This is a genomic window from Streptomyces sp. A0592, assembly GCF_004795115.1.
In the GTDB taxonomy this organism is placed as follows: domain Bacteria; phylum Actinomycetota; class Actinomycetes; order Streptomycetales; family Streptomycetaceae; genus Streptomyces; species Streptomyces erythrochromogenes.
The window spans coordinates 184,557-196,711 of record NZ_SSBM01000002.1; the positions used below are offsets into that span (position 1 = coordinate 184,557).

The following is a 12,155-nucleotide window of genomic DNA, read 5'->3' on the forward strand; positions in this document are numbered from 1 at the left end:
CACGAGCCCCGGTACGGGCCCGGGATGCTCCGGCGGGCCCGCGTCGTACTACGGCCAGGCGTTCAGCTCGGGCAGTGCCGCGGCCGGGTCGCCGTCCGCGACGGGCAGGACCGGGTGCGGCCGGCCGGAGATCCAGGCGGCCAGCGCGCGCAGCGAGCCGCGGACCACGATCGGGGCCTCACCTTCGGCAGCGCTGGACCACTCCTCGCCGCTGTCCTCGGCGTTGAGCACCACGCCCTGAGGCAGCCGCGGCCGGAGGAAGGTGACGACGTGCGAGGAGAGCGCGGTGCTCCACTCCTCGGAGCCGTAACCGACGGTGAGGTCGACCGTGTGCAGCTCGGTCTCCCGCCACCAGGCGAGCTGGGTCGCGAACAGCGGCGAGTTCCGGTAGGAGCAGGCAAGCTCCCAGCCATCGGGGCCGAGCGCCTCCCACGCCTCCTCCAGCGCGGTCAGGCCCTCTTCGAGCTGCTCCGTCAGCCACTCGACCGGGCGGCCGTGCAGCTCCTCGATGCGCCGGTCGCGGGTGGGCCGCCCGCCGTCGTACACCTCGATCGTCCTGCCCTCCACGGCGTACCGCGCCTGGCGGGCGAACGCCCGGGACAGGTCGGCGAGATGGATGAGGACGTGGCCGCGCGTCCAGCCCGGCAGGTGGACCGACTCGCGGGCGCCTTCCTCCGTGATCTCCGCGGCAGCCGCGCGCAGCCGATCGTGCGCGGCCCGGATCTCCTTGAGCCGCTCGGATACGTCGACGCCGCCGTACTCGTACGCTGTGTAGTCGATGGTGGTGCTCATGAGGGTGTCCTTTCTGTTTCCTTCGTCTGCCCTCCGGCCGGGGACGTCTGCTCGCGCGGCATGAACGCGTGGATCCAGCACAGGATGTCCCGGATGACGTGGTGGTCCTTGTTGGGCCGGAGAGCGCCGATCTGGTGGTACATCACCCCTTCGCTGGGCGGACCCAGGAAGGTGATCCGTGACTCGACACTGCCATCCTCACGGACCGGGTGGAACTCGGGGGTGAGGTCCAGACCGCCGGGGACGAAGTCGGGTTCCCCCAGGCCGGGGTTGGACCACTTGCGGACGATGCCGCGGCGCAGGAGGTTGGGGTAGACGGCCATGACATCACGCTCGGCGTCGAAGCCGTGGACCCGCGCGTCGACGAGGGCGTCCGCGAACCGCTCGCCACCGGTGGCCGGGCCGTCGATGCGGAACTGGCCGCGCTCCTCGTCGCACGAGAGGCGGGCGCCGGGGCCGACCGAGATGTCGACCCGCCCGCTCTTGATGAGCGCGGTCACCTTTTCCATCGCCTCCACCGAGGCACCCTGGCACAGCCGGTTGTGGTGTGGGGTGTAGACGCCGAGGAAGGTGCGGTGGGAGGAGGCGAGGAGGCCACCGAAGTCGACCGCCTCGATGACGACGCCGCGCATGTCGCGCCAGGCGGCGTCGGCCGCCGCCTTGGCCGGGTTGCTCAGGTTGCCCTGGGCGGCCCAGCGGATGTCCCGGTCGAGGAAATCGAGGAAGGTCTCGACGTACTCCTCGGGGTTCGCGTAGCCGTTCTCCGGGACGGGGACCGGGTTGATGGTCCGCTCCCAGGAGAAGCGGTGCTCGGCCGCCGAAGTGGCATGCCGCCAGGGCGACTCGGCCGCGGCGACGGCGGCGGCGAAGCCATGCGGGTCGTCCGCCTCGTGGAGCAGGGCCTCGGCCCGTTCGGCGCCGTACACGACGGTCAGGAAGGAGCGCACGGCCCGGTCGACCGGCGGGAGGCCGTCGGCGGACTCCCCGCCGAGGTGCACCGCGAGGGCGGTGCGGCCGGCCAGCACGTCGTCGACGCGCCGGGCGATGTCCCGGGCGAGGTCCTCCACCGGCGCGACGAGGAACTCGCCGGCCTCCTGGTGGTCCGCGAAGGCGCCGGCGTCTGCGAGGAACTTCTCGTACGCAGGCTGCGCGATGCGGATGGCGGCCTCGCGGAACTCGGGGCCGTACTGGACGCCGTACTGGATCAGCGCCATCTCGAGGAGGATCAGGGGGAAGACATGCCGCTCGAAGTCGAGCTGCCGCTTGGGGGCACCGCCGATGACGTTCGGCACCCCGACGGTCGCGCGCAGTGCGGCGACGGCCGCCGTGGTGAGGAAGGGACCCTTGTACTCCAGGGCCGCGATGTCGCGTTCCTTCTCGTTGTACGGCCGGGCGAAGGTGAACAGGCCGGACCGGCTGAACGCGACGATCGAGTCGGGTTCGGCGCCGCACGGGACGTAGTGGAGCTCACCGTCGGAGTCGCGCTCGAAGGTGCCGCCCCGACCCTCGGTGAGGTACAGCAGCACGTCGATGCCGGTGAGGCCCATGCCGAGACAGGCGACCGTCGTGCCCGGGCCCGTGTACGCCGGGTCCAGGGACCGCTCCAGCGGGTACGCGGAGGGGATGAGGTGCGCCTTGTGCTCCGCGGCGAAGCGGGCGAGGTGGGCGTGGCGCGGGTCCAGCTCCGGCCGGTTGGACGAGTGGCCCGTGAGCATGAGGACGTAGTCGGCCTCGTAGGCGGGCCCGCCGTCGGCGGTGAGAACGGCGAACCGGTCACCGCGCTCCTCCAGGTCCACGACCTCGGCCTGCCGCAAGGTCACCTCCACGCCTTCGGCGGCGCGCAGGATCTCCACGTACCCGGCGAACTGGTCCCTCAGGGCCTCGCCGTGCACGAACCGCTTGGGCCAGTCCTCGGCGACCATGTCGTAGACCGGGTCGCCGGTCTCCTCGAACTTGTTGCGGCACCATTCGAGCAGCGTGGGGCGCTCGGTGGCGGACAGCAGCGGCCCGGCGTCGACGACGCTCTCGTCGGCGGCGAACGCCACCTGGCCGACGACCCGGTTGAGGTAGCTGGTCTTCGTCTGATCGGGGCTGTGCACCTGGCCGGGCCCGAACTCGCCCGAGAGGTCGTAGATGACGATCTCCAGGGCGACCGGGTCCCGCCGGCTGCGCACAAGGGCGGCGAGCCGCTCCAGGACGTAGGTGCAGGTGGGACCGCCACCCACGATCGCCAGGTGAAGGGGTGCAGCGTTCACGGAATTGTCGGTTGTCACCGGCTCACCGCTCCATCTCTCTTCTCGACAGCGGGGATCAGCGATGCGGGGGCGCTCACCGGCGCGACGACCTCGTCGAAGGCCCGGAAGAAGCCGGCGATGTCGTCACTGGTCAGCTGGCCCATGTTGGCGAGGCGGAACACTCCTGCGGACTTCTCCTGGGTCGCGTAGATCACGTACCCGTGCTCCTTGAGACCGTCGTGCAGCTCGTCGTACGTCATGCCGTTGGACAGGTGCGCGTTGGTGATCGAGCCGGCCCGCTGCTCAGGCGGCAGCAGGAGCTCGATGCCGCGCTCTTCCAGGCCGGCGCGGATCTCCGCGGCCCGCGCCGCGTAGCGGGCCGTCCGGGCCGGGACACCCTCGGCGAGGGTGAGGTCGAGGGCCGCGTCGAGGGCGCGCAGCACCTGGACGGCCGGGGTGAACTGCGGGCTGCCCTTGAGGACCTGGGCGCGGTAGTTCGCCGACAGGTCGAGGTAGAAGGTGCGGGCGGGCACGTCCGCGAGGCTTTCGAGGCGCTCGCGGGGGGCGCACACGAAGCTGATGCCGGGCATGCCCTCCAGGCACTTGTTGGCGGTGCCGACGCACCAGTCGACGTGGTCGCGGACGACGTCGAGGTCCTCGGCGCCGAGGCTGCTGATCGCATCGACGATCAGCGACCGCCCGTGACGGGCGACCAGCGCACCGAGCTCGCGCAGCGGGTTGAGCATGCCGGTGCTGGTCTCGTGGTGGACGACCGCGACATGGGTGATGCCCGCGTCGGCGGAGAGCGCGTGGTCGACCGCGTCCAGGTCCAGGGGCGTGGCCCAGCCGAACTCCAGCCGCACGGATGCGATGCCGTGGACGTTCGAGATGCGCAGCAGGCGCTCGCCGTAGTGTCCGTTGTCGATGACCAGCAGACGGCCCCCGGCGGGGACGACCGAGCTGACGACCGCTTCCAGGGCGGCCGTGCCCGAGCCGGTGAACAGGACGGTGGCGTGGCTGTCGAGGCCGCCTCCGCACACCTTGGTGATCTTGCCTCCGACGGTGCCCAGGAGCGCCTGGGACTCGGGTTCGCGGTGGCATTCGTCGGGGCCGGCCAGGGCGGCGCGAACCCGGTCGTGCACATTGACGGGCCCCGGGTTCATCAGGACGACCCGGTCGGGCCGTCCGGGTGTGCCGGTCATGTGGAGTCCTCCTGGGACAGTTCGGTGGCGGCCGGGGTACGGCGCCGGATCAGGGTGCAGGGGACGTCGCGGGGCCAGGCGTCGAGCGGGGCGAAGAGGTGGGCGAGGCCGCCGGGGCCGCTGTCGCCGCGGGTGATGACGCACTCTGCGCCGCGGCGGGCGTGTGCGGCGAGCGCCTCGACCTTGCCTTCCATGGCTCCGGTGGCGTCCCACGCGTCGTCCCAGAACAGCCGCCGCACGGTGGCGAGGTCGTCGGGGTCGAGGTACGGCAGCACGGGGCTGTCCGGGTCCTTGGTGAGGTGGATGCCCGCCACGTCGGTGAGGGCCACGACCCGGACGGGGCCCGGGGCCACGGCGGCGTCGAGCACCACACCGGGGACGTCGTCGCTGCTCAGGATGCGCAGGGCGCCCGCGGCGGTAACCACGCAGTCGCTGGACAGGACCGGCAGCGCGCCCTCGGCGAGGAGCCGGGACACCACCCCGGTCTCGGTGACGGCGGTGCCGTCGGGCAGCTCGTTGAGCATCGAGGTGGTCTGCAGCGGTACGGCCCGTACTCCGTGGGCGCGGAGCGCGGTGGTCCACGCCCAGCGCATCCGGAAGGCCGGTTCGGTCAGGGCGACGGCCGCGTACGGGTCGTCCTTGGCAGCCTTGATGCGCAGGCCGACGGGGTGACAGAGGGCACCGCCGCCGGTGACCAGGACGATCCGGCCGGGGTGGGCGGCGAGCAGTTCGGCGACCTGGGACGCGTACGCGTCGATGGCCGCGTGGTCGGTCTGCCCGCTGTGCCGCTTGTCGGAGAGGAGGCTGCCGCCGACCTTGAGGACGAGCAGTCCCGGCCTCCCGTCCGGGACGGGGCCCGCCGCCGTGGCGGGGGCAGCGGACGCGACGGCGGCGTTCACCGGAGCGGTACGTTGGAGACGGTCCCGGCGGTGTGCCGGCGGGCGTTGAACAGCCTTTCCAGGAAGGGCTGTTCCCAACGGGCGCTCTGCCCGTCGAGGGACCCGTACAGCTCCAGGTAGGCGGTGTCGTCGGGGCGCACGGCGTCCAGCACGTACGCAGGTACGGCCTCCGGGTAGAGGACCGAGGTGAAATGGAGCGAGTAGTAGACGATCGCCTCGGCGCCGACGGACGCGACCCGCTCGAGGAAGCGCTGCCAGGCGTCCTTCTCGCAGGCCCCGGCGACCAGGGCGAGGTCCAGGAACTTGCTCAGCTGGAGGTCCTGGCGGTCCTCGATGAAGTGGAGGCTGGTGGCCTCCTTGTGCAGGTGCGAGCACAGGTCGAGGAGCCGGTCGTCGGGCGCGGGCTCCCAGGAGGGCGCGCCGCACAGCACGACGGGGACCGCCCGGTCCAGCAGTTCGGCCGCGCCGGCGCTGACCCCGGACTTCTTCTGGAAGATGTCGTGGCAGATGTCGACGTTGAAGTCGGTGATGTCGGGGCGCCCGCCGGGCTTGCGGTACGGCAGCTGGTTGCTGAGGTTCATCTTCCAGAAGGCCTGGGTCTCGCGGCTGTACGGCTCGATCCGCTCGCCGTCTTCGGCGACCTTGCCCTGGATGTAGCCGAGCCGGAGCAGGACCTCGTGGGCGGCGCGCGCGTCCTCGCGGGACAGCAGCACGTCGAGATCGGCGATGCGGCGCAGCGCCGGGTCGCGGTATTCGCCCTCGCCGAGGGAGAAGCCCTTGCGGACCGCGAAGCGCAGTCCGGCGGAGGAGAGCTCCGCGAAGACGCGGCCGAACTCGTCGGACAGGCCCTGGTTGCGCGCCCGGTTGGCGAGGTAGGCGCCGGTGAACACCCATGGGTAGGGGAAGCCGGCCTGTTCGCCGGCCTTGCGGTCCAGGCGGTGCCGGTCGACGTGGCGGCCGATCAGCGGCAGCAGCTTGTGCCAGGCGGCGGCCTCCAGGAAGGCGCCCCAGTCCAGGTCCTGGCGGCTCGCCAGCTCGCGGATCTCGGCGATGTCGTCGGCGCCGAGACGCAGCCGAGCCATCCTCAGCAGCAGCCGGGAGTGGACGGGAAGGTCCTCGGCGGTCCGGTCACGAGAGTCGGTCTTGTCTGCCATGTCACACCTCTGCGAGGGACGTGCCGTCCTGCGTGAGCTGCCGCAGCGCACGATGGTCGGTCTTGCCGTTGGGGGTCAGGGGGAGCACGTCCAGCTCGGTGAGCCGGCGCGGCACCATCGCCTCGGGGAGGGCACCGGCCAGGTGGGCGCGGAGCTCCTCGGGCGTCACGGGTTCTCTCACCGTGTAGTGGGCGGCGAGCGAGGGGTGTCCGTCGACGACGGGCACGGTGACGGCCGCGCGGTCGACGGCCGGGTGGCGCAGCAGGACGGCCTCGATCTCGTCGAGTTCCATGCGCACCCCCGCGACCTTGACCTGGCGGTCGACCCGGCCCAGGTAGAGCACGACGCCGTCCTCGAAGCGGGCGAGGTCACCGGTGCGGTAGAGCCGGCCGGTGGGGGAGTCGGGGTCGAGTGGGTCGGTGAAGAACGCGCGGGCGTTGTTGTCGGGGTCGTTGACGTAGCCGAGCCCGACGACGACACCGCCGACGAAGAGGTCTCCTGCCTCGCCGCGGTCCGCGGCCCGCCAGGGGCCCTCCTCCTCGTCGCGTACCAGCAGGTAGAGCCGGGCGTTGTCGACGGGCCGCCCCACGGGCAGCCGGGGCCGGGTGGTGTCGGCGGCGGTCACCTCGTGGTGGGTGACGTCGTCGGAGCACTCGGTGGGCCCGTAGGCGTTCAGGAGGCGTACGTGGGGGAGGGCCGCGAGGGCGCGGGCCGCCAGCTCGGGACGGAGCTCCTCGCCGGTGGAGATCAGCCAGCGCAGGGCGGGGACCACAGGGGCCCGCCGCTCGGCTTCGCCGACGAGCCAGCCGACCACGGTGGGCACGAGCTCGACGACGGTGACACCGGTGCGCTCCAGGACGGTCCGCACACGGCGCGGGAAGCCGAGGTCCTCCTGCCTCACGACGACGACGGCGCCGCCGACGAGCAGAGGGGCGAGCATCTGCCAGATGGAGATGTCGAAGACCAGGGGCGCGGTGAACGCCAGCCGGTCGCCGGCCGACAGCTCCAGGTCGGAGACCTTGGCCCACAGGTGGTTGACCATGCCGCGGTGCTCGACGGCCGCGCCCTTGGGGCGGCCGGTGGTGCCGGAGGTGAAGATGCAGTACCGGGGCTCCCGGGACTGGTCACGGCCGTCGCAGGTGTACGGGGCGGCCGCGGCGTCCGGGCCGGGGGCGGTGACGATGGCGGTGCCGAGTCCGGCGGCCGCCTTGACCGCGGTCTCGCCGCCGCCCAGGGCGCCGGAGTAGTCGAGCAGGAAGCCCGCCGCGCTGCGCTCGAGGACCTCGGTGACCCGCTGCGCCGGCCAGTCGGTGGCGAGGGGGAGGTAGACGGCGCCTAGCCCTTCGAGGGCGAGGAAGGCGGCGATCGTGTCCGCCGAGCGGTCGCCGACGGCGGCCACGACGCTGCCGGCGCCGCATCCGGCAGAGACCAGGGCGGCCCGGAAGAGGGCGGCGCGGGACAGCAGCTCGGGGTAGGCGAGCGTGGTGTCGCCGTCGATGACGGCGGGCGCGTGCGGGGTGGTCTCGGCGAACCGTGCGACGTGGTGGAGCACGCCGGTGCCGGTGTCGAACCGCGCGCTGCGGCCGAGACAGAGCTCGGTGGCCCGGGCCGCGGCGCCCTCGGCGAGCGGCAGCGGGGCGAGTTCCGGCCCGGCGGGCGTGGTGGGCGTGGTGGGTGCGGTCGTCATGACGTTCCCGCGCTCTGGTGGCGGTCCAGCTCGTGGAAGAAGCCGCCGATGGGGACGGCCTCTCCGGCGGCGACGGCCCTGCGGTGGACGTGGGCGCCGACCGCGAGGTCGAGGATGCCGAGGCCGAAGGGGGAGAAGACCACGGGCCGGTCCGCGGGGACGGTCACGTCGCCGGTGAGCACGTCGTAGAGCGTCCCGTCGAGGAAGTCCCGGTTGCCGGTGGCCTGTTCGGCCAGGTGCACCGAGGTGTCGGCCTTCAGCACGTGCTCGACGTCGTCGACGATGTTGACACTGTCCAGGATCACGTCGGTGCCCAGGTCGCGCAGCGAGACGTGCAGGACCAGCGGGTTGTGGGAGAACCAGGCCGGGTCGCTCACGTGGGGTGTGGCCGCGGTGGTGGCGAAGACGATCAGGTCGCACGAGCGGACGAGGTCTTCGGCGCAGTCGTGGACGCGGACCGGCCGGCCGGTGGGCTCCAGGACCTGCCGGGCGAACGAGGCTGCGTACGTGTCGCTGAGATCGAAGACGTGGTACTCGTCGACGTCCCAGTCGAGCTCGGCCAGGTAGTCCTGGACGAACCGGGCGATCAGACCGGTTCCGAAGAAGCCGATCCGGCGCGGCGCGGAGCCGCGCTGGGCGGCGATCCGCCGGGCCGCGGCGGCGGCCGACGCGGCGGTGCGCACCGCGCTGATGATGGACCCCTCCAGGCAGGCGTAGGGGTAGCCGGTGGCCGGGTCGTTGAGCAGCAGGACGGCGGAGGCGCGCGGGATGTCCCGCTCCAGGTTCGTGGGGAAGCTGGAGATCCACTTGATGCCGTCGACGCCGTCCGTGCCCTCGGCGCCGTCCGTGCCCCCGATCGAGGCCGGCAGGGCGATGATGCGGGCGGTCGGCCGGTCGGGGAAGCGCAGGAAGTACGAGGGAGGGTTGACGGTGCCGCCCTGGCCGTGGCGGCGGTAGGCGGCCTCCACCAGGTCGATGATCTCGGCCCGGTTCCCTTCGAGGCTTCGGTGCACCGCCGCGCCGGGGACGACGGAGAACTGCGGCGGACCGCCCTGCTGCTCAGCCATTGCTCTCTTCCTGTTCCTTGTCGAGGTCGCCGTAGGTGCTCCGCACCCAGGCGTCGTCGTAAACCGTTTCGATGTAGCGGTCGCCCATGTCGGCGGAGATGGCCACCGAGGTGAGGGTGGCGGCCGGATCGTGCCGGTCCAGCCAGCCGGCGGCACCGCTGACGACGGTCCCGGTGGAGCCGCCCATGAGGAAGCCGTGTCTGGCGAGGCGACGGCACATCCGCACGGCGTCGCGTTCGTGGACCCGGACGACCTCGTCCATCGGGGTGGCTTCGACCAGGGGCATCGGCTCGCTGGCGCCGAGCCCCGGCAGGTACCGGGGGCCGGCGGGCATCCCGAAGTTGACCGAGCCCACGGTGTCGACCGCGACGATCCGGACTCCGGGACGGTTGTCCCGGAACCAGCGGACGCAGCCGGTGAGGGTGCCACCGGTGCCGGTACCGATGAACAGCACGTCGAGGTCGGGGAACTGCTTGCCGATCAGGGGCGCGGTGTTCTCGTAGTGGGCGAGCCAGTTGGCGGGGTTCTCGTACTGGTTGAGCCACACGTAGCCGGAGTTGCGGGAGCACAGCTCACGCACGAGTGTCTTGCGGGCGGTGAGATAGCTGCCGTCCGCGTCCGGCCGGTCGGCGACGACGACCTCGCTGCCCAGGGCCCGCATGAGTTTGACGGTCGCGGGATTGCACTTGGGGTCGGTGACGCAGACGAACCGCAGGGAGCGGGCGGCCGCCACCACGCTGAGCGCCACCCCGAGGTTTCCGGAGGACGATTCGACCATGGTGGAGTGCTCGTCGATCAGGCCGAGCCGGATCGACGACTCGACCATGGAGGTGGCGGCCCTGAGCTTCACGGAGCCGGCGAAATTGAAGCCCTCGCACTTGAGGTGCAACGGAATGCGGAGTGTCCGTCCGAGGTCGACGTAGACGTCGCTGTCGAACAGTTCGTCCGCTGTGGAGATGATGGCCAAGAGTCGTTTCCGCTTCTTTCGTCCCGCCCCCTACGGTCCGTCCCTGCGCTCAGACGTCGAGCTTCTGCCAGGCCTCCAGGCGCTGCAGGGCGAAGACGTCCTGGACGGAGGCGATGGAGTCCTCGACCGCCGTGGAGTCGCCGGTTTCGTAGACGGAGCGGTAGGTCTCGCGCAGCGCGCTGACGGTGGCGCGCAGCCCCTGGTTGGCGTAGATGACGACGGAGACGCCGGCCTGCTTGATCTCGTCGATGTGCCAGTCCGGGTAGGTCGTCGGGACGATGACCACCGGAACGCGGAAGTCCCAGCCCTCGAGGAAGCCGAGGACCTGGTCCCTGGTCTTGACCTTGGAATGGACGAGGACCGCGTCGGCGCCGGCGTCGGCGTAGGCGCGGGCCCGCTCGAGGGCCGCGTCGACGTCGAGCCCGCTGATGAGGGCCTCGGTGCGGGCGATGACGAACATCTCCTGGGTGGCCTGGGCCGCCTTGGCGATGCGGATCTTGTCGGCGAACTCCTTGGTGCCGAGAAGCGTTTGTCCGCCCGCGACGAAGCTGTTCATCTTCGGGAACAGCTTGTCCTCGATGCAGATCGCGGTGATGCCGGCCGCCTCGAACTCGTGGACCATGTGCGCCACGTTGAGGTTGCCGCCATAGCCGGTGTCGCAGTCGGCGACGACCGGGATCCGCAGCGCCTTCTGGATGTTGGACGCCGCTTCGAGGTACTCGGTCATGCTCAGAATGCTCGCGTCGGGCAGCGCGCGTGACGCTGACACCTCAAGGCTGGACGACCAGACGGCCTGGAACCCGGCCTCTTCTGCGAGCAGCCCGCCGAGGGCGTGGTTGGCGCCCGCCACACGAACAATCTCGTTGTCGGCCAGCACAGAGCGAAATGAAGGATAGATGGACCGCTGCACGCCTGAGACTCCTGAATCGTTCGATGTGGTGGATCGAATCGCTCTACGCCGTTGTAGGCAAGCCTGAGCAAGCTCTAGGCAAGTCGCTGCCTAGTGTTAATTCCCGCTCTATCGCCGACCGTTAGCCTGATCGCCCGGCCGGCACGGGAGTCAACGTAGGGCGACCGAGGCAAAGCTGTCAACGATCTTGTCAGGGACTTGCCTATATGTTGCAATGCTTGCCAAGCCCGTCGAGGGCTATCGGAAGCTCAGAGAGGAACAGCAGAGAATGAGCACCACGCTCGCGCCCGCCCACCCCCGCACCCTCGAGGTTCCGGCCGAGACCTTCCACGGCTTCTCCGAGCAGGCACAGCGCGAGGTCGCCGCGTACGTCGCCGAGCTCGGCGAGCGCTTCCCCGAGGGCCGTGTCGACGCGATCGAGGTCGACCTCGACGCCGTCCCGCTCTTCACGGCGGAGGTCGACGCGAGCCGTCACGTCATCGACGACACCGCGCACTTCATCGTGTACGACCGCATCGCCGGCGTGGACAGCCTGCGCGGGCAGGCGCTGTACGCCTGGCTCCTCGGCACCGCCCTCGGCAGGCCCATGGTCCAGAACACCGACGGCTGGCGGCTCATCGAGGTCTACGACCGCGGCATCCGCAAGACCATCGAGGACGGCGCCCGCTACCACCAGACCAAGCAGGGCTCGTACATGCACAACGACGCGGTCAACGACGTCGACCCCATCGACTACCTGCTGCTGTCCTGCGGCCAGTCCGCCCACATCGGCGGCGAGAGCATCCTCGTGGACGCCAAGCCCGTCCACGAGGTCCTCGAGCGCCACCCGGAGGTCCTGGCCGTCCTCACCCAGGACTTCTGGTTCGAGAAGCGCGGCATGTCGCTGTCGCAGGAGACCGGCTTCTTCCGCTCGCCGATCATCCGCTACACCGCCGACGGCGAACCCCTGGTCCGCTACTTCCGCACCTACATCGAGGTCGCCCACGAGAAGGTCGGCGAACCCATCACCGACGAACAGCGCGCCGCACTCGACTTCTTCGACGCCGTGCTGGACCAGTCCTCGGTGCAGTACCGCGTCCGCTTGGAGCAGGGCCAGACCCTCGTCTCCGCAGACGACCGCTTCCTCCACACCCGCACGGCGTTCTACGACCGCTTCGCGCCCCGCGAGATCGACATGGGCCAGGACCTGGCCGCCGACGTCAACCGCTACATGTTCCGGATGTGGTCCACCAAGGCCTGACGG

Annotated in this window: 10 protein-coding genes; 1 reads left to right on the plus strand and 9 read right to left on the minus strand. The window is 71.0% G+C overall.

Annotation, left to right across the window (positions count from 1 at the left end; genetic code table 11):
- Window positions 1-48: 48 nt before the first annotated feature.
- Genes E6U81_RS04020 through E6U81_RS04060 form a run of 9 tightly spaced genes read right to left on the minus strand, consistent with a single transcriptional unit; the run spans window position 49 to window position 10,879 of the window.
- Window positions 49-792 (minus strand): maleylpyruvate isomerase family mycothiol-dependent enzyme, encoded by a 744-nt coding sequence (locus tag E6U81_RS04020; protein ID WP_136228666.1) that lies wholly within the window; start codon window positions 790-792, stop codon window positions 49-51.
- Complete coding sequence (locus E6U81_RS04025; protein WP_240803615.1) at window positions 789-3,047, minus strand: FAD/NAD(P)-binding protein; 2,259 nt, start codon at window positions 3,045-3,047, stop codon at window positions 789-791. Before E6U81_RS04025 ends, E6U81_RS04020 begins: the two co-directional genes overlap by 4 nt.
- 14 nt (window positions 3,048-3,061) lie before the next feature.
- Entirely contained in the window at window positions 3,062-4,228 is a 1,167-nt protein-coding gene (locus tag E6U81_RS04030) for an aminotransferase class V-fold PLP-dependent enzyme (RefSeq protein WP_136228668.1), read from the minus strand.
- Window positions 4,225-5,127 carry a hypothetical protein gene (locus E6U81_RS04035; RefSeq protein WP_168714541.1) on the minus strand — a complete coding sequence of 301 codons (903 nt, stop codon included), beginning with the start codon at window positions 5,125-5,127 and terminating at the stop codon, window positions 4,225-4,227. Before E6U81_RS04035 ends, E6U81_RS04030 begins: the two co-directional genes overlap by 4 nt.
- Window positions 5,124-6,281, minus strand: coding sequence for a nucleotidyltransferase family protein (locus tag E6U81_RS04040; protein ID WP_136228670.1), 1,158 nt, complete (start codon window positions 6,279-6,281; stop codon window positions 5,124-5,126). Before E6U81_RS04040 ends, E6U81_RS04035 begins: the two co-directional genes overlap by 4 nt.
- Before the next feature lies 1 nt (window position 6,282).
- The gene (locus E6U81_RS04045) at window positions 6,283-7,968 is read right to left on the minus strand and encodes an amino acid adenylation domain-containing protein (RefSeq protein WP_136228671.1); all 1,686 of its coding nucleotides are present in this window, start codon (window positions 7,966-7,968) and stop codon (window positions 6,283-6,285) included.
- Window positions 7,965-9,035: a 2,3-diaminopropionate biosynthesis protein SbnB gene (sbnB, locus tag E6U81_RS04050; RefSeq protein WP_136228672.1), complete on the minus strand. Its 1,071-nt coding sequence runs from the start codon at window positions 9,033-9,035 to the stop codon at window positions 7,965-7,967. The genes E6U81_RS04045 and sbnB overlap by 4 nt, the downstream gene beginning before the upstream one ends.
- Window positions 9,028-10,002 carry a 2,3-diaminopropionate biosynthesis protein SbnA gene (sbnA, locus tag E6U81_RS04055; protein ID WP_136228673.1) on the minus strand — a complete coding sequence of 325 codons (975 nt, stop codon included), beginning with the start codon at window positions 10,000-10,002 and terminating at the stop codon, window positions 9,028-9,030. Before sbnA ends, sbnB begins: the two co-directional genes overlap by 8 nt.
- 49 nt (window positions 10,003-10,051) lie before the next feature.
- Complete coding sequence (locus tag E6U81_RS04060) at window positions 10,052-10,879, minus strand: isocitrate lyase/phosphoenolpyruvate mutase family protein (RefSeq protein WP_240803616.1); 828 nt, start codon at window positions 10,877-10,879, stop codon at window positions 10,052-10,054.
- A 301-nt stretch (window positions 10,880-11,180) separates the two neighbouring features.
- Between E6U81_RS04060 and E6U81_RS04065 the strand changes: the two genes are divergently transcribed.
- Window positions 11,181-12,152: a TauD/TfdA family dioxygenase gene (locus E6U81_RS04065; protein WP_136228675.1), complete on the plus strand. Its 972-nt coding sequence runs from the start codon at window positions 11,181-11,183 to the stop codon at window positions 12,150-12,152.
- The last annotated feature ends 3 nt before the right edge of the window (window positions 12,153-12,155 follow it).